General features: G+C 63.4%; 14 protein-coding genes. 7 read left to right on the forward strand and 7 right to left on the reverse strand.

What is annotated here, in order from left to right; genetic code table 11:
* Positions 1-155: 155 nt before the first annotated feature.
* Both HMPREF2792_RS02715 and HMPREF2792_RS02720 read left to right on the forward strand, forming a co-directional pair.
* On the forward strand, positions 156-1,505 hold the full coding sequence (locus tag HMPREF2792_RS02715) for a PepSY-associated TM helix domain-containing protein (RefSeq protein ID WP_070530663.1): 1,350 nt from the start codon (positions 156-158) through the stop codon (positions 1,503-1,505).
* Between the two features lie 29 nt (positions 1,506-1,534).
* On the forward strand, positions 1,535-3,586 hold the full coding sequence (locus tag HMPREF2792_RS02720; RefSeq protein WP_070530666.1) for a M3 family metallopeptidase: 2,052 nt from the start codon (positions 1,535-1,537) through the stop codon (positions 3,584-3,586).
* A 13-nt stretch (positions 3,587-3,599) separates the two neighbouring features.
* Here HMPREF2792_RS02720 and HMPREF2792_RS02725 read toward each other — a convergent pair whose 3' ends face one another.
* Positions 3,600-5,108, reverse strand: coding sequence for a SulP family inorganic anion transporter (locus HMPREF2792_RS02725; protein WP_070530668.1), 1,509 nt, complete (start codon positions 5,106-5,108; stop codon positions 3,600-3,602).
* Between the two features lie 121 nt (positions 5,109-5,229).
* Between HMPREF2792_RS02725 and HMPREF2792_RS02730 the strand changes: the two genes are divergently transcribed.
* Both HMPREF2792_RS02730 and HMPREF2792_RS02735 read left to right on the forward strand, forming a co-directional pair.
* Positions 5,230-5,586, forward strand: coding sequence for a helix-turn-helix domain-containing protein (locus HMPREF2792_RS02730; RefSeq protein ID WP_070530670.1), 357 nt, complete (start codon positions 5,230-5,232; stop codon positions 5,584-5,586).
* A gap of 85 nt (positions 5,587-5,671) precedes the next feature.
* Complete coding sequence (locus tag HMPREF2792_RS02735) at positions 5,672-6,700, forward strand: HNH endonuclease signature motif containing protein (RefSeq protein ID WP_070530672.1); 1,029 nt, start codon at positions 5,672-5,674, stop codon at positions 6,698-6,700.
* A 99-nt stretch (positions 6,701-6,799) separates the two neighbouring features.
* On the opposite strand, the gene ppc is transcribed toward HMPREF2792_RS02735, so the two are convergent.
* From ppc to pdxS, 3 genes are all read right to left on the reverse strand, one after another.
* The gene (gene ppc, locus HMPREF2792_RS02740) at positions 6,800-9,583 is read right to left on the reverse strand and encodes a phosphoenolpyruvate carboxylase (RefSeq protein ID WP_369821989.1); all 2,784 of its coding nucleotides are present in this window, start codon (positions 9,581-9,583) and stop codon (positions 6,800-6,802) included.
* 75 nt (positions 9,584-9,658) lie between these two features.
* Positions 9,659-10,351: a pyridoxal 5'-phosphate synthase glutaminase subunit PdxT gene (gene pdxT, locus HMPREF2792_RS02745; RefSeq protein ID WP_070530678.1), complete on the reverse strand. Its 693-nt coding sequence runs from the start codon at positions 10,349-10,351 to the stop codon at positions 9,659-9,661.
* 14 nt (positions 10,352-10,365) lie between these two features.
* A complete protein-coding gene (gene pdxS / locus HMPREF2792_RS02750; protein WP_070521426.1) occupies positions 10,366-11,268 on the reverse strand; it encodes a pyridoxal 5'-phosphate synthase lyase subunit PdxS in 903 nt (300 codons plus the stop codon).
* Positions 11,269-11,349: 81 nt separating this feature from the next.
* On the opposite strand from pdxS, the gene HMPREF2792_RS02755 reads away from it, so the two are divergent.
* Positions 11,350-12,651 carry a MocR-like pyridoxine biosynthesis transcription factor PdxR gene (locus HMPREF2792_RS02755; RefSeq protein WP_070530680.1) on the forward strand — a complete coding sequence of 434 codons (1,302 nt, stop codon included), beginning with the start codon at positions 11,350-11,352 and terminating at the stop codon, positions 12,649-12,651.
* A gap of 3 nt (positions 12,652-12,654) precedes the next feature.
* Here HMPREF2792_RS02755 and HMPREF2792_RS02760 read toward each other — a convergent pair whose 3' ends face one another.
* The 3 genes from HMPREF2792_RS02760 to HMPREF2792_RS13135 are packed head-to-tail and all read right to left on the reverse strand — an operon-like array spanning position 12,655 to position 14,043.
* Positions 12,655-13,293, reverse strand: a complete 639-nt coding sequence (locus tag HMPREF2792_RS02760) for an anti-sigma factor (protein WP_070530682.1) — start codon at positions 13,291-13,293, stop codon at positions 12,655-12,657.
* On the reverse strand, positions 13,290-13,898 hold the full coding sequence (locus HMPREF2792_RS02765) for a sigma-70 family RNA polymerase sigma factor (RefSeq protein ID WP_070530684.1): 609 nt from the start codon (positions 13,896-13,898) through the stop codon (positions 13,290-13,292). Before HMPREF2792_RS02765 ends, HMPREF2792_RS02760 begins: the two co-directional genes overlap by 4 nt.
* Positions 13,899-13,905: 7 nt before the next feature.
* Positions 13,906-14,043, reverse strand: coding sequence for a hypothetical protein (locus HMPREF2792_RS13135; protein ID WP_168164026.1), 138 nt, complete (start codon positions 14,041-14,043; stop codon positions 13,906-13,908).
* A 169-nt stretch (positions 14,044-14,212) separates the two neighbouring features.
* Between HMPREF2792_RS13135 and HMPREF2792_RS02770 the strand changes: the two genes are divergently transcribed.
* Both HMPREF2792_RS02770 and HMPREF2792_RS02775 read left to right on the forward strand, forming a co-directional pair.
* Positions 14,213-15,793 (forward strand): redoxin domain-containing protein, encoded by a 1,581-nt coding sequence (locus HMPREF2792_RS02770; RefSeq protein WP_070530687.1) that lies wholly within the window; start codon positions 14,213-14,215, stop codon positions 15,791-15,793.
* A gap of 10 nt (positions 15,794-15,803) precedes the next feature.
* Complete coding sequence (locus HMPREF2792_RS02775) at positions 15,804-16,406, forward strand: MBL fold metallo-hydrolase (RefSeq protein WP_070530820.1); 603 nt, start codon at positions 15,804-15,806, stop codon at positions 16,404-16,406.
* Positions 16,407-16,497: the final 91 nt, after the last annotated feature.

Below are 16,497 nucleotides of genomic sequence, written 5' to 3' on the forward strand. Positions count from 1 at the left end.
GTTAGTTAAAAAGTTTTTCAATACCTGGGAACCGAGAAACCCTCGCCTCCGACTACTAGTGCAGTTGATATCAGCACCTGTCCATCGCCCCTCCTGAACGCCCCGCGAACGTTCAGCAGGGGCCCTAATCGATAGACCCCGAAAGAGCACTACTTATGAGTCGGACGGCTCTGCGATCCTTCATTCAACGCATCCACTTTTATGGCGGCATGTTCGTCGGCCCCTTCATCCTCATCGCGGCATTGACTGGCTGCCTCTATGCCATGGCACCCACCCTGGAGAAAGTGGTCTACCACGACGTATTGACGGTGCCTACCGTGGAGAATCCGCTGAGCTTGGAGGAACAAATCCAGGCCGCGCAGCACGAGCACCCTGACATGCCGGTCACTCAGGTCTGGCCCGCCACGACACCGACGGATTCCACGCGCGTGCTGGTCTCCGATGAAAGCATCGACGAGAGCCTGCAGCGCACCGTCTTCATCGACCCCGCAACCGCCAAGGTCATCGGGGACTACCCCACCTACTCGGGCCTAGGCGAGATGCCGCTGCGCCGCTGGATTTCCTCCCTGCACGAAAGCTTCCACCTGGGCAAGGTCGGTGAGCTCTACTCGGAGCTAGCCGCTTCGTGGTTGTGGGTCATGGCCTGTGGAGGCCTCTATATGTGGTGGATTCGCCGCCGCCCGAAGAACAAAGCAACCGCGAACGCCGCGCAGCAGCAGCCCAAGCGCTCTGCCCGCTGGAAGGCCACTCGCCTGCACTCCACTATTGGCGCGTGGATCTTCATCGGTCTGCTTGGCCTCTCTGCCACCGGCATCACCTGGTCCGGTCTGGCCGGCGGGAACGTCGATTCCCTCGTCGAGCGCATGCACTGGAAAGCCACTCCCATCAACACCGCCCTGCACGGCACCACCGCTGAAACGCATGAGCACACCGGGCATGAAGGCCATGAAGGGCATGGAGCGTCGGCAAGCACGAGCGTGGCTGCCGACGCCGAGCGTGTCCTCGCCACCGGCCGCGCCGAGGAACTGACCGGACCGCTGCGCCTGTACCCGCCGGAGGACGCCCACTCCGCCTGGCAGGTCAGCGAACGGTGGGTGGAATGGCGCACCACCTCCGATGCAATTTCGGTAGATGGCACCACCGGGGAGGTCATCGACCGGCAGCCTTTCTCCAGCCTGCCGCTGTTTAGCAAACTCAGCAGCTGGGGCATCTACCTGCACATGGGCATCATGTTCGGGCTGCCACTGCAGATTGCACTGCTCGCACTGGGGCTGGCCACCGCCGCTCTCGTGGTGCTGGGCTACTGCATGTGGTGGAAACGCCGCCCGCGCTTCCTCCCGACTGCCCACTTCTCCTGGGCCACCACAGGACTGGGCGCGCTATTCGCGGCCACCGTCGGCGTCTTCCTGCCGCTCTTAGGAATCACCTTGGCGGCGTTCTTGGTTCTCGATGTCATCCTCATCCACACACCACGACAGAAGAAACTAGTGAATGCCATCACATAGAGCAGGAGGCATAGGTACGGTAGTTTCTTATGACTAACCCACTGCTGACTCCCTCCACGCTGCCCTACCAGCTCCCACCGTTTGCGGAGATCAAGGTCGAGCACTACCGCCCCGCCTTCGACGAGGCACTCGCGCTTCACGACGCCGAAATCACCTCCATCACCGACAACCCCGCCGCCCCGACGTGGGAAAACACGGTGGAGGCGCTCGAGCGCTCCGGCCAGGACCTCGACCGCGTCATGGCGGTCTTTGGCAACCTCTCCGGCACCGACGTCACCGAGGAGATGGAGGAGATCGCCGCCGACATCTACCCGCGCCTGTCCGCGCACTATGACGCGCTCTACCAGAACGAGGTGCTCTACGCACGCATCAAGGAGGCCACGCCGCCTGCCGACGACGCCGAAAGCCAGCGCCTCCACGACCACCTCCTGCGCACCTTTGCCCGCAAGGGCGCCGACCTCGACGCAGCCGGCAAGGCCCGCCTGTCTGAGATCAACCAGCGTCTCTCCGCGCTCTCCGAAGAATTCGGCCGCAACCTCATGGCGTCTACCCGCGAGCGCGCGGTCTCCTTCACCGAAGAGGAACTCGAGGGCCTGCCCGCCGAGCGCATCGCCTCCGCCAAGGCCGACGCCGAAGCGCTCGGCCGCGAGGGCTTCGTCATTCCGCTAGAGCTGCCGACCGTCCAGTCGGAGCTCAGCCGCCTGGCGCGGGAGGATGCGAGGGGGAGGTTGTATGGGGCGTCGACAAGCAGGGGCTCCGAGAACAACATCCCGGGTCTCATCGAGGCCGTCCAGCTGCGCGCCGAGCGCGCTGAGCTGCTGGGCTTTGCCACGCATGCCGACTACGTCATCGCCGAGGAAACCGCCGCGACTGCCGACGCCGCCCGCACCATGCTCTTCGACCTCGCCCCCGCCGCCGCGGCCAATGCCGAAGGCGAGCAGAAGCTCCTCGCGGAGGAAGCAACGCTCAACGGCCAGGGTTTTAACGCTGCGGACTGGCCTTATTGGGAATCCAAGGTCCGCGCCCGCGACTTCTCCCTCGATGAGGAAGAACTGCGCAAGTACTTCCCGCTGGACCAGGTCCTGGAGAAGGGCGTCTTCGCCGCCGCCGAGCGCCTTTACGGCATCACCGTCATCCCGCGCGATGACCTCGAGGGCTATGCGGAGGGGGTTCGCGTCTGGGAGGTGCGGGACGGAAACGTCCCGCACGTAGATATCGACTCGCACGGAGATAAGGGGATCGGCCTTCTCCTTACCGACTACTTCGGACGCCCCACCAAGCGCGGAGGCGCATGGATGAGCGAGTTCGTGGGCCAATCCCGGCTGCTGGAGCGCAAGCCGGTCATCGTCAACGTCATGGGCATCACCAAGCCCGCCGACGGCTCCCAACCGCTGCTGAGCATGGACGAGGTCCGCACCGTCTTCCACGAATTCGGCCACGCCCTGCATGGCTTGCTTTCCGACGTCCGCTACCCCACCTTCGCCGGCACCAACGTGCCGCGCGACTGGGTGGAGTTCCCCTCGCAGATCAACGAGAACTGGGCGCTCGATGAGAGACTGGTCAAGGAGTACGCACGCCACGTGGAGACCGACGAACCAATCCCGGACGAGCTTCTCGCCGCCATTTCCGCCGCATCCGAATTCGGCCAGGGATTCGCCACCTCGGAGTATCTGGGGGCATCGATCATCGATCTCGCGTGGCATTCCCTGAGTGCTGCCGACGCCGCCAAGCTAGAGGCCACCCCGGAGGCCGTCGCCGAGTTTGAAGCCGAGGCCCTACGCGCGGCCGGGCTGGACAACGAGCTCATCGCCCCGCGCTACCGCTCGACGTACTTCAACCACATCTTTGCCGGTGGCTACTCCGCGGGCTACTACTCCTATCTCTGGGCCGAGGCACTCGATGCCGATGGTTTCGAGTGGTTCAAGGAGCAGACCGACCTGCGCGCGGCTGGCCAAAAGTTCCGCGACGTGATCCTGTCGAAGGGCGCATCCCGCGACTTCACGGAGGCCTACCGCGAATTCCGCGGCCGCGACAAGGACGTCGCGCCGCTGCTCAAGCGCCGCGGCCTCGCCGGTGCCTAGTTCCCCGATGGCACTAGTGCCCACCATCAAGGCGTCCGGTGAGCTGCTCCAAGCGATGCCGGCTCGGGCCGTTTAAGCCGACGATGTCCACGGTCTTGCCCTTTTCGTGGAACTTGCTAGTAATGCCGTCCAAGGTAGCAACCGTGGAAGCATCCCACACCTCGGCACCGGTGAGGTCGATGACAATGTGCTCAGCCTCATCGGTGTAATCAAATTGGTACACCAAGTCATTCGACGACGCCCAGAAAAGCTGTCCGTGCAGCTGGTAGGACCGTACACCGTCGACAAGCTCGGAAGCATCCACTCGCACCAAATGAGCCACGCGGCGGGCAAAGCTCACCATCGCTGCCAGCACACCGAGCACTACGCCGACCGCCAGGTTATGCGTCACCAACGTGCCAGCCATGGTCACCAGCATCACCACGGTTTCCGACAGCGGCATAAATTTTAGCGTGCGCGGGTGCACTGAGTGCCAGTCCACGGTGCCTACCGAAACCATGATCATGATGGCTACCAGCGCTGCCATTGGGATCTGGCCAACAATGTCCCCCAACGCCAAGATGAGAACTAGTAGGAAAGAACCGGCAACCAGCGTGGACAAGCGTGTGCGCGCCCCGGACTCGCGGACATTGATCATGGTCTGGCCAATCATCGCGCAGCCTCCCATTCCCCCGAACAGTCCGGTAGCGATGTTCGACACGCCTTGTCCCCAGCTTTCACGGGTTTTGTTGGAGTGGGTATCCGTGATGTCGTCGACAAGCTTGGCAGTCATCAGCGATTCCATCAACCCCACCACGGCCACTGCCAGCGCATACGGCGCAATAATCTTGACGGTCTCCAGATTTAGCGGCACGTTCGGCCAGAACAGCGCCGGCAGCGAAGTCGGTAGATCGCCCATATCGCGCACGCGCGGAACATTAAGGCCCGCCAGAACCACCGCAGCTGTCAACACAACAATCGTCACCAGTGGAGCTGGCACCGCAGCAGTAATCTTGGGAAAGCCCACCATGATGCCGAGCCCCACGACGACGAGAACATAGACCATCCACGGCACATCGATAAGGTGCTCCAACTGTGCTGTAAATATGAGAATACCCAGCGCATTGACAAACCCCAGCATCACGGAGCGTGGGATAAAGCGTTGCAGCTTGGGCACGCCCAACAGCGCGAGCACAATCTGAAGCACCCCGCCCAGCATGACTGTGGCCACGAGATAATCCAGGCCGTGGTCTTGTGCCACCGGTGCCACTACAAGGGCGATAGCACCAGTTGCTGCGGAAATCATTGCCGGGCGGCCGCCAGTAAAGGCAATCACCACAGCCATAATCACGGAAGAGAACAAACCCACCGCCGGGCTCACCCCGGCGAGGATGGAAAACGCAATCGCCTCCGGAATCAGCGCCAAGGCAACGGCTAGTCCGGCCAACACCTCGATGCGCAGTCGCGTAGCTGAGGAAAAGGCATAGCGGAAGGAGGCCACAACACCCATGGGCGCTTCAGTGACCGTGGTAGTTTCAGTCATAGCAATCCTGTCGTTCGTATCCCCCGAGCTTAACCCTCAAGTAGCTTTAGGGTTTTGGACTTGCATAACTTTAACCGCTGCATAGGCGCGCGACAAAACATGGTCCCTAAGGAGGAAAGCCATGGCTGAATCTGGCTACAAAATCGGCGAGATAGCCGAGCGCACCGGCATTTCACTACCCACATTGCGCCACTACGACTCCGTCGGGCTAGTCTCTCCCTCTCACCGCAGCCCCGGAGGCTTCCGTCTGTACAGCGAAGAGGATCTGCACCGCATTTTGCTAGTCCGCCGCATGAAGCCGCTGGGGTTTTCGCTGGAAGATATGCGCTCATTTCTTGAGGCCGCTAATTCTTCCACGCCGGCTGCGCGCGAGACTGTCGCTCGCGTCCAACTGGAGGCACGTACGCGCTACGAGAAGCTGTCCAAGCAGCTGGCGTATGCCGAAGAGTTCCTCGATATAGTGAACAACTTGGCTTAGCACCCCCGAGAAGTTATCCACAGATTTCGTGGCGGGCGGGAGCTCGCCCTTGTTGGCAGGGTGCGGCGCTTTTACTCTGAGGTTCATGAGAGTTCAGACGTTCTTCGCCGCCCTCGGCCGCGCCATTGACCTGGTGGCCGAGTGCGCGGGCCTGTCTGAATCTGACTTAGTGTCTTTCGGAGCCACGTCTGCCGACGCCACCGTGTTCCTCTCCCTCCACCACACCTACTTCGGGCACACCTCTTCGACGAAGAAGCAGCGCACGGCGGTTGAAGCCGCCCGCCGGCGCGGGCACGGGCTGGTGACCTTGCAGCTTATCGAGCACTTCGTTGCCAAAGTCCGGGACCATAACAAAGCGTGGGATTTGCGGGTAGAGCTGTGCCAGACCAGCGCGGAGCTGGTGGAAAAGGTAGCGCGCAAGAGACTGCGTCAGATGCGCAAGCCCCGCACGTATGCCGAGCGTGCCAAGCTCACCCAGCACGGCAATGGCCTGGCCACCCTCACGGTAACTGCGGACTCGCTGCAGCTGACCGGTGTCTTTGAAGGCATCGACCAGGAACGCCCCGGCGAGAGTTTCTTGGAGAATCTGGAGGGCGGTGGCGTCAAAACTGAGGTTGCCACCATGGCGGTCCTGCAGCTCGATGACTACGCAGAGCTGCTCAAGGGCAATACCGACAAGGATGGCGAAGAATTCATCGTCCGCACAACAAGTGGCGCGACGATGACCGGCTCGCAGCTAGTGGAGCGCGCTCTGCTGGACAAGGGAGTTATTGTGGCGGTCAGCCGCGAGCATGGCCCACTCGATGTGTTTCGTTTCCAGCGCTTCGCCACGGCCAAACAACGCCTCGCCCTAGCTGCGGAGAACCCGTGCTGTGCGTGGGAGGGCTGCAAAGTTCCCTTTGAGAAGTGCCAAATCCACCACATCAAAGCCTGGGCCCGCGGCGGGCCCACCAACATCCTCAACCTGGTGCCGCTGTGTCCGTACCATAACGGCGTCAACGACGATGACCCCGATGCCCCGCCCTCACGTGGCCGCATGGATCGCATCGGCGGGCGGACGGCATGGATTCCACCTTATGACGCCGCTCCGGTCTTCACCAGCGCCTTCAACTAACACTTCAACTAAACCTTCCGCGAAGGCATTCCGCCACTGCCATGTAGTGCTCGAACCCCGCAGGAAATCCCCTCCTCGCGGGGCCTTCAGCGTGCCGGTTTAGCCGGCGTTACGCAGCGCTGTGGCGAGACCATTCATCGTGACCTGGATGGTCTTGGACACCAGGAACTGATCGTCGCCGCGGCGGTAGCGACGCAGCAGCTCCAACTGGATGGCGTTGAGCGGAAGCAGGTACGGGTAGCGCCGCTTGAGCGACCGCGCCTGGCGCTGGTTCTCACTGACCAACTCCGCGTTGCCGGTGACCTTGAGGTAGACCTCGCGGGTGCGTTCAAACTCCGCGGAAATCAGGCTGAAGATACGGTCCGCGGTTTCTTTGTCATCAACCAGGTTGGCATAGAGGCGTGCCAGCTGCATCTCCGCCTTGGCCATGACCTGCGCCATGTTGGCGAACACGGAGCGGAAGAAAGGCCACGTACGGTACAGCTCACGCAGCTCCTCCCAGCGCTTCTCCACTTCTCCATCGCCGCTTTTTACTCCGGCCTTTCCGGTTTCTGCTCCATCCGCAGTGGCATTTACTTCTTCTACGCTGGCCAGTCCTACTCCACATTCACCACTGGAGGATTGCTTAACCCACGCTGTCACCGCACTGCCCACGCCGAAGCAGCCCGGAATGTTGGTGCGGGACTGTGACCACGACAGCACCCAGGGAATCGCTCGCAAATCCGTAATCGCGGTGGTCTGCTTACGCGAGGTCGGGCGCGAGCCCAGGTTAAGCTCGCCGATTTCGTGCAGCGGAGTGGACTGGGTGAAGTAGGCGATAAACCCGGGGTCGTCGACAAGCTGGCGGTAGGCCACGCCACTCAACGCCGCCAGCTCGCGCATGATCTCGTAGGCGCGCTCCGGATCCGCAATCGGCTCGGTATCCAACAACGATGCCTCCAGCGCTCCGGAAACAAACGCCTCCAAGTGGCGGCGCGCGGTCTCCGGCGCACCGTACTTCGCAGAAATCACCTCTCCTTGCTCGGTGATACGCACCGAACCCGACACCGCGCCCTTCGGCTGCGCCAGAATCGCATCATACGTCGGGCCACCACCCCGGCCCACCGCCCCACCGCGGCCATGCGCCAGCCGCAACTCCACGCCGTGGCGCGCGCAGAGCTCAACGAGGGCCAGTTCGGCGTCGTATAGCGCCCAGTTCGCCTGCAAATACCCGCCGTCCTTGTTGGAATCCGAGTACCCCAACATGACTTCTTGGATATCCCCGCGCGAGCGCAGATGCTCGCGGTACACGGGCACCTGCCACAGCTTCTCCAGGATGCCGGCGCCGGCCTTCAGATCTTCGATGGTCTCAAATAGCGGCACCACATCGACCTCGCTCAGGCCCACCTCCTTGAGTAGCACCATCGGCTCCAGAATGTCGGAGACGGTTCCCGTCATAGAAATAATGCAGTGCGACACCGACTCCGGCCCAAAGTCCCGCACAGCGCGCGCCGCCGCACGGAAGATGCCCAGCTCCTTCGCGGTATCCTCGCTGAATCCCTTCTCAGCGTCGGGGAAAAGCAGCGGCCGATTGGTCTGCAGCTCGCGCACGAGCACCGCGACCTTCTCCTCCTCCCCCAGCGCGCGGTAGTCCGGGGTGATGGTGGCCGCGGCGAAAATCTCGGTGAGGACGTTCTCAAAGGACTCCGAATTCTGGCGCATATCCAGCGTCGAGAGGTGGAATCCAAACGTGGTCACCGCCGAGCGCAGCCGGGCGAGGCGGTCATCGGCGATGATGTCATCGTTGAATTGGCGCAGCGAGCGGTCGATCACGTCCAGGTCCCGCTTGAGTTCCTCCGGCGACGCATAGGCGCTTGGCGACGTCTCCCCCTCCAACCTCGCCAGCACCTTCTTCCGGATGCCGAAGATCGCCCGGCGGTAGGGTTCGTCGACGCGGGATTTTTCGTCGTTGTGGGAGGCGTCGGCAAGCGCGCCCAGCTCTTTGGAGCTGGAGGAATACCGGTCTGATAGGGAGAGCTCGCGCTCCAGCTCCCCGAGCTCGTCGGCGTAGTACTGGAGCACCGTCGCCGCGGCCTTGCGGGTGGCATAGGTCAGGGTGTGCTCATCGACGTACGGGTTGCCGTCATGGTCGCCGCCAATCCAGGAGCCGGGGCGGACGACGGGGGAATCGGGAAGCTGCTGGCCAAAGGTCTCACGCATGGCGTGGCGAATTGCGCGGTTGAGGGCAGGGACCTGATCAAGCAGCGACAGCTTGTAGTAGCGCAGGCCGACGTCAATCTCGTCTTCGAGGGTGGGGCGGGCGATGCGAATCAGCGCCGTCTGCCAAAGCAGCGTCATGCGCAGATACATTTCCTTCTCGATTGCCGCCATGTCGCCGCCGCGGTGTGATTCCTTGAGGAGAGTCTTGATGCGGGTTTGCGTATCAAAGACGGTGCGGCGGCGGGTTTCGGTGGGGTGCGCGGTGAGAACGGGGGCGACGTGCGCGCCGCGGATGACGGTGGCGGCGTCGGTTGGCGTGACGCCTTCTTCCTTGAGCTTGGCGAATGTCTTGCGCAGGGAGACGGGCGCCTCAACAGACTCGTCATCCAGATCCTCTATGAGGTTGGCGATGAGCGCGAAATAGCTGAATGCACGGGCCACGAGGTTGACCTTGGTGATGTCGAGGTCGCGGAAGATGGCGACGAGGTCTTCGGGCTTGGCATCGCCGTGCGCCACGTCGAAGGCCATGCGGCGGGTCGATTCGACGAGCTCGAAGACGTCCTCGCCTTCCTGCTGCGCGATGACCCGGCCGAGCACCCGGCCGAGGAAGCGGATATCTTCGCGGACTTGTTCAGGGGCGGGTGTGCTCACGGCAAAGTGCCTTTCTGGGCGTGATGTGTTCAGCTGGCACATCTCAATGTATCCCAGATCACTATTGAGCGATAGTTATTTAAGGAAAGAGCTTCCGGGCAGAATTAGTTAGCGAACGAGGGAAGCGAGCCACGCGGCGTGGAGGCGCGAGTCGCCGTTTTCTTCCGGATGGAAGCTCAACGCCGTGACGCATCCTTGGCGCACGCCCACAATCACCTCGCGCCCCGCGGCAGGACGAGTTCGCGCCCCGGCACCACTTCCCTCACCACTGACCTCGATGTCAGGTGCAGGGAGGGGCACGGTGGCGATGACCTCGACGCCCTCGCCCGCGCGGGTAACGATGGGCGCGCGGATGAAGCTCGCCTCGATGGCTAGAGGCTCGCCGGACCTCTGGCCTTCCATCGCGACCGGCACGGTGCGCTCCTCAGAGAAGCGCTGGTTTCCGAAGGCGTTGCGGCGCACGGTGACGTCGATAAGCCCCAGCGTCTGCTGGCCCGGTGCGGGGTTTTCCAGCTCGCGGGCGCTGTAGATGAGCCCCGCGCAGGTGGCCAGGACCGGCAGCCCACCATCGACGGCGCGGCGCAACGGCTCAGCGACGCCAAAAGAGCGCGCCAGCTTATCGATAGTGCTCGACTCGCCGCCCGGCAGAATGATTCCGTCCAGCCCGTCGAGATCCTGTTGCAGGCGCACCCGGCGCGTTGCAGCGCCGAGGCTCTCCAGCACAGCGATGTGTTCTTCCACTCCGCCTTGCAGCGCGAGCACGCCGACGAGTGGTCGCGCCGTGTCCGCCGACTTCTTCACTGCGGGCACAGGTCCTACCAGCCGCGCTCAGCCAGGCGGTGCGGGGCGGGGATGTCGTTGACGTTGATGCCCACCATGGCCTCGCCCAGGCCGCGGCTAATCTTAGCCAGCTCGGCCGGTTGGTCGTAGAGGGTCGCTGCCTTCACGATGGCCTCCGCGCGCTTCGCGGGCTCGCCGGACTTGAAGATGCCGGAGCCGACAAAGACGCCTTCGGCGCCCATTTGGCGGACGAGGGCGGCGTCGGCAGGCGTAGCCACACCACCAGCAACGAACAGCACGACCGGAAGCTTGCCGGTCTCCGCAACCTCAGCAACCAGGTCATACGGGGCCTGCAGCTCCTTGGCCGCAACGTAGAGCTCGTCGCGGTCGAGGTTCTGGAGGCGCGCGATTTCGCCCTTGATGGTGCGCAGGTGCTTGACAGCCTCGGAGACGTCGCCAGTACCGGCCTCCCCCTTGGAGCGGATCATGGCCGCGCCCTCGGTGATGCGGCGCAGGGCCTCGCCCAGGTTGGTAGCACCGCAGACAAAGGGCACATCGAAATCCCACTTGTTGATGTGGTTGACGTAATCGGCGGGGCTGAGCACCTCGGACTCGTCGATGAAGTCGACACCCAGCTCGCCGAGAATCTGCGCCTCCACGAAGTGGCCGATGCGGGCCTTCGCCATCACCGGGATGGACACGGCGTTGACGATGCCCTCGATGAGGTCCGGATCGGACATGCGGGCCACGCCGCCCTGGGCGCGGATATCGGCCGGCACGCGCTCCAGCGCCATGACGGCGGAAGCGCCCGCGTCTTCAGCAATTCGTGCCTGCTCCGGGGTAACGACGTCCATGATGACGCCGCCCTTGAGCATGTCAGCTAGTCCACGCTTGACGCGCGTCGTGGCGCGTCCCTGTTCATTCTTCTGTTCAGTCATGGCTCACATAGTGGCGCAGAAAATTGGTCCAAGACAAGAGCCATTTCCCGAGTGTTGAATTAGACCACTTATGATGGGGCCGTGTCTTTCCGCCTCGACCCATCTGATACGCGCGCGCTGCCGGTGCAGATCGCCGAAGCCCTCCGCGCCCAAGTCGCGGCGGGCATTCTGCTGCCCGGCGAGCAGGTTCCATCGACGCGCTCACTAGCCCGCGATTTGGGCATTTCCCGAGGCAGCGTGGTTACCGCCTATGAGCAATTGACCGCCGAGGGCTACCTGACCGCGGCGGTTGGATCGGGCACCGTCATCAACCCGCACCTGCCCCACGGGCGCGCCCCGCAGCCTCATCCTGCGCCACGGCCCTCCCCTGCCCCACCGCGCGTGGAGTTGACCCCCGGTTTGCCCGATACGGCCGGAATCATCACCCCCGAATGGAGGGCGGCGTGGCGCAAGGCCGCCGTAGATTCTTCCGGCGATCTCCCCCGCGAGGTGGCCGCGCACCTGCGCCACATGCGCGGGCTGACCGTCGACCCGGCCTATGTCGTCATCACCGCCGGCGCCCGCGACGGGCTGTCGGTGCTGCTGCGCGCGCTGGGCGGCCATTTGCGTGTGGGCGTGGAATCCCCCGGCTACCCCAGCCTGCGCCGCATCCCCCAGGCCTTGGGGCACACGCTTGTCGACGTCCCCACCGACGCCCACGGCGTCACCGTCCCCACCGTTGACCTCGACGTTCTCATCGTCACCCCCTCCCACCAGCACCCCTATGGCGGTTCGCTGCCGGCTGCCCGGCGCGCGGAGCTCGTCGAGTGGGCGCGCGGCAATGACGTGCTCATCATCGAGGATGATTTCGATTCCGAGCTGCGCTACGTCGGCCAGCCCTTGCCCGCGCTGACCGCGCTCGCTCCGGAACACACGGTGTTGCTGGGCACGTTTTCCTCGGTGATTTCGCCGTCGATTGCCTGCGGCTACCTGGTCGTGCCGCCGAGCTTGCGCTCGGCGGTGGATCAGGTGCGGGAGATCTTCGGCCAGCCTGTCGGCGCTATCCCCCAGGCGGCGCTGGCGAACTACCTGGCCAGCGGTGCGCTGCGGCGACATACCGGGCGGATGCGCCGCGCCTACAAGCGCCGCCGCGACCTCGTCCAAGCCGCGCTGGAAGACACCCCAGCTACCCTTCTGCCCATCCACGGCGGGCTCCACGCGGTGTTGTTGTGTGAGGAGGGCGTCGTCCAGCGCGCGGCCGATCTGGGCCTCACGCTGACCCCGCTGCGCGATTATTGGGGCGGCGCGCCCGCCGAGGAAGGCGTGGTCTTGGGCTTTGGGCATTTGAGCGACGTCGAACTCGCCGCCGCGCTGGAGCTGATCAAGCAGGCTTTAGCAGACTGAGCCCTAACCGGCGCTTGCCAAGGTCACGGTAGCAAGAGTGCGGCCCGTCGGTTGCTCGCTGCCGCCTGCGGGTTCCTCGGTGACCATGACTTTGACTGCCGCGCCGTCGAAAGGCATCCATACCCCATCGTGTGGGTCCTGGCCGATGACCCCCGCCGAAGCCATGCCGCCATCGGCGCTGACTGCCCATACCTGGGCGCCCATGCCATCGGCGAGCTGCGGCTGGCCATCCACCATCGCGCCGGATTTCTCCATCGACGCCGAAGACACGATATCCAGCTGTGCGCCCGACGCATCGGCGTTGCCCTGCATGAGATCCTCTGCCCCCATGATGGCGTGCATCGACTTCTCGCCGGGCGATTCAGCCTCTACCCGCGCGCTATCGCTCGTCTGATTCTGCGAGTCATCGGACTGCAACAAGGGCGGCACGGCAACCATGCCTACTACGAGGACCGCCGCGGCAGCCGGCACCGCCACGAAGGTCCGCCAACGGCGGCGCGGAAGCTCGATGACCTCGGCAGCTTCGCCACCGCCAATTTCCGCAAAGACGGCATCTTTCATTCGCGCCGGCGGTTCGACCTCGGGGAGGGAATCGAGGAAGTCATCGAAAGTCTCATCAGAAAACTCATGTGTATTGCTCATCGCCCCTCCCTTTCGAGAATCGCTTTTAGCTTCTTAACACCGTCGCGCACGCGCGTCTTCGCCGTACCCAGCGGTACTCCCGTTGATTCTGCCAGCTCAGCATGCGTCAAACCATCGAAAAACGCGAGGGCCACCGCCGTGGAATGCGGCTCCCCAATCTCGTCGACGGCCCGGCGCAGGAGGTGAGCCTCCACATTGTTCAGGGCTTCGTCTTCGATCGGCTCAGCAAAAGTGGCGTGCTCAAGCTTCGAGTCGCGGTCATCGCGCTGTACTGCGGCCACATGGCTGCGCAGCTTATCGACGGCCCTCCCATGCGCCAACCTGCCCACCCACGAGCGAGCATTCCCCCGTCGCGGGTCAAACTTCGCGGCGGAGGTCCAGACCTCAACGAAGACGTCTTGGGCAACCTCTTCGGCTAAGGCAGGATTGCGCAGAACGCTCAGGCACACGCTGTACACGGTGGGCGCGAGGGCGTCGTAAAGCGCGCTGAAGGCATGCTTGTCTGCGGTAGCGGTCTGAACCAAAAGGCGGTTCAGCCGCTCGTGTTCATTGGGGGACATCGCAGGCACGGGTGTTGAGCTTACCTCCAGCAGCGGGGCGGACATGGCACTTTTACTTAGTCATTTCCTCGCTCGGGGCCATCATCTCCGAGCTGGGCATCATGTCCATGTCTTCCTTCTTGTCGTTGCAGGCAACCAACCCGCTGGCGGCAACAGCAAGTGCAGCGGCGGTAGTAACAAGCTTCTTCATTTCGGTACTCCTTCTTCAGGTCTTCGGGTCCGGCCTTTCCGGACCCTGTATCTGACTATTCGGAGCCGCCCCGCGATGCGGATTGGATGGATTTAAAACCAATCCGTTTTTCACTCGTGCTCCGAACTAGTTGCATACCCACACCGCACACCAAGCGAAGGAGTACAGCATGCTATCAACGCTGTTCATCGGGTTTACCGGTGGCCTTATCACGGGCATCTCGCCCTGCATCTTGCCGGTCTTGCCGCTGGTCCTCGCCGTTAGCGGCGGCTCACGGTGGCGGCCGTGGCAGGTCGTCGGCGGACTCGTCACAAGTTTCAGCCTCGTCACGCTGTTTGCCACAACGCTGCTCAATTCCCTGGGCCTGCCCGCCGACATCCTGTGGAAAGTGGGAATCGCGCTGCTCGTTCTCGTGGGCCTGGGAATGGTGTTTCCCCGCGTGCAAGAAATCCTTGAGTGGCCTTTCCAGAAACTCCCGAAAGCCGGCAGCTTGCAATCCAAGGCCCGCGGCAAAGGCGGGTTCGTCGTCGGCTTGGCCATGGGCGTTGTCTTCGTCCCCTGCGCCGGCCCTGTACTCGCCGCCATCTCCGTGGCGGGCGCCACTGGGACTGTCGACGCCCACATCCTCGCCCTCTGCCTCTCCTTCGCCCTCGGCGTAGCCATCCCGCTGCTGGCCTTCGCTTTGGGCGGCAACGAGGTGGGCAAACGCGTCGATGCTTTCCGCTCCCACCAGCGCGGGGTGCGCATCACCGCGGGCATTGTGGTGATCGCTATGGCCGGTGCGATTTCGCTTGGCGCGCCCGCCTGGCTGCAGCAAAAGCTCCCCAGCATCAACGCCGACGCCACGCCCGTTGAACAGGCCGCCCGCACAGCCGAAGGAACCCCCGTGCCCACGTTCGCGGGCTTGACCGGCTGGTTCAACACGGATGCTCCCGTCGATCCGCGCACCTCCGGCAAGGTCACCCTCATCGATTTTTGGGCTTATGCCTGCATCAACTGCCAGCGCAACAACACGCACCTGACCAAGCTCTATGCGCACTACAAGGACTACGGCCTCGACATCATCGGCATCCACGCGCCGGAGTATGCCTTCGAGCACGAGGCAGCCAACGTGCGCCGCGCGGCCCGCGAGCAAGGAATCGAATACCCGGTGGCGCAAGACAATGACTTCGCCACGTGGAAGAACTTTGGGAATCGGTACTGGCCGGCGCACTATGTCGTCGACAAGCACGGCATGCTGCGCCAATCCCACCATGGCGAGGGCGACTACGCCGAGACCGAGCGCCTCATTCGTGAGCTTCTCCTCGAGCGCGACCCCAGCATAGAGCTACCCGAACCAATCGAGACCGCCGATGCTCACAGTGCGCCGCGCTCACCGGAGACGTACCTCGGCACCGCACGCGCACAGTATTTCACCAACCCCGATTACCGCGACGGCACGCACCAGTTCACCACGAGCGAGCCACCGTTAGGTCAGTATTCGCTGGGCGGGACGTGGACGCTGGCCGACCAGCCCATCACCGCCGGACCTCACGCGCGGCTGCGACTGAACTACCGCGCCGCCTGGGTACAACTCGTGGCATCAGGGCAAGGAACGGTTCGCGTGCACCGCGCCGATGGTTCGGTCCGCACCTTCGACATCACCCACGACGGCACGGTGGATCTCGTCCGGGAACCTGACAATCACACCGAAACAATCGAGTTGGAGATAAGCGAAGGCCTCTCGCTGTATTCCTTTACTTTTGGCTAGCGTGGGGTTTATGAAGATTTCTCTGCATGGACAATCCGCCGTGGCCGTCGAGGCACCCCAGGGTCGCATCGTTATCGACCCCGGTCCCCTCTCTGACCTGAGCTGCCTCGAAGGCGCCGAAGCGGTGCTGCTCACGCACGCACACGGTGACCACCTCGACGTCGATGCCGTGCGCGGGAGCGGCCTGCCGGTGTGGGGAACGCGGGAGGCTATCGACGCCCTCGGCTCCGGCACCATCGTGCATGCTGGAGAGACGTTTACAGTTCTGGGCCTTGAGATTCACGCGGTGGGCGGCCTCCACGAGGAGATCCACGCCAATATCCCGCGCCCGGAGAACCTGGGTTATTTCTTCGGCGGCGTGCTGCACCCCGGCGACCAGTGGGTTGTCTCGGAAGGACTCACGGTAGACGTGCTCCTGCTCCCCATCGCCGGCCCGTGGGTGCGCGGGGCGGATGCCGCGGATTACGCCATGCGCATCGGTGCGCGGCTTACGGTTCCCATCCATGACGCCGTGCTTTCCGACGCCGGCAAGCAGATCACCGACGGCATGCTCCAACGCGCCGGGGTGAGCGGCTATCGGCGCCTGCGGGTTGGTGAAAGCATCGAAATTTAAGCCGAACCAACCGCTCGGTCTATTTTTATTCTCGGGCTTGCCTGCGGTTTCTAGAAAACCACTAACGGCACTGAACCGCTTGGTCTAGCCT

Source organism: Corynebacterium sp. HMSC068H04, assembly GCF_001811255.1.
In the GTDB taxonomy this organism is placed as follows: domain Bacteria; phylum Actinomycetota; class Actinomycetes; order Mycobacteriales; family Mycobacteriaceae; genus Corynebacterium; species Corynebacterium hesseae.

What these genes read in the sequence shown, in the direction of transcription:
- HMPREF2792_RS02725 (WP_070530668.1), bottom strand. Translation starts at nt 5,108, where the DNA reads ATGACTGAAACTACCACGGTCACTGAAGCGCCCATGGGTGTTGTGGCC.
- HMPREF2792_RS02735 (WP_070530672.1), top strand. Translation starts at nt 5,672, where the DNA reads ATGAGAGTTCAGACGTTCTTCGCCGCCCTCGGCCGCGCCATTGACCTG.
- HMPREF2792_RS02765 (WP_070530684.1), bottom strand. Translation starts at nt 13,898, where the DNA reads ATGTCCGCCCCGCTGCTGGAGGTAAGCTCAACACCCGTGCCTGCGATG.
- HMPREF2792_RS02730 (WP_070530670.1), top strand. Translation starts at nt 5,230, where the DNA reads ATGGCTGAATCTGGCTACAAAATCGGCGAGATAGCCGAGCGCACCGGC.
- HMPREF2792_RS02720 (WP_070530666.1), top strand. Translation starts at nt 1,535, where the DNA reads ATGACTAACCCACTGCTGACTCCCTCCACGCTGCCCTACCAGCTCCCA.
- HMPREF2792_RS02760 (WP_070530682.1), bottom strand. Translation starts at nt 13,293, where the DNA reads ATGAGCAATACACATGAGTTTTCTGATGAGACTTTCGATGACTTCCTC.
- HMPREF2792_RS02775 (WP_070530820.1), top strand. Translation starts at nt 15,804, where the DNA reads ATGAAGATTTCTCTGCATGGACAATCCGCCGTGGCCGTCGAGGCACCC.
- HMPREF2792_RS02715 (WP_070530663.1), top strand. Translation starts at nt 156, where the DNA reads ATGAGTCGGACGGCTCTGCGATCCTTCATTCAACGCATCCACTTTTAT.
- HMPREF2792_RS13135 (WP_168164026.1), bottom strand. Translation starts at nt 14,043, where the DNA reads ATGAAGAAGCTTGTTACTACCGCCGCTGCACTTGCTGTTGCCGCCAGC.
- HMPREF2792_RS02770 (WP_070530687.1), top strand. Translation starts at nt 14,213, where the DNA reads ATGCTATCAACGCTGTTCATCGGGTTTACCGGTGGCCTTATCACGGGC.
- pdxS (WP_070521426.1), bottom strand. Translation starts at nt 11,268, where the DNA reads ATGACTGAACAGAAGAATGAACAGGGACGCGCCACGACGCGCGTCAAG.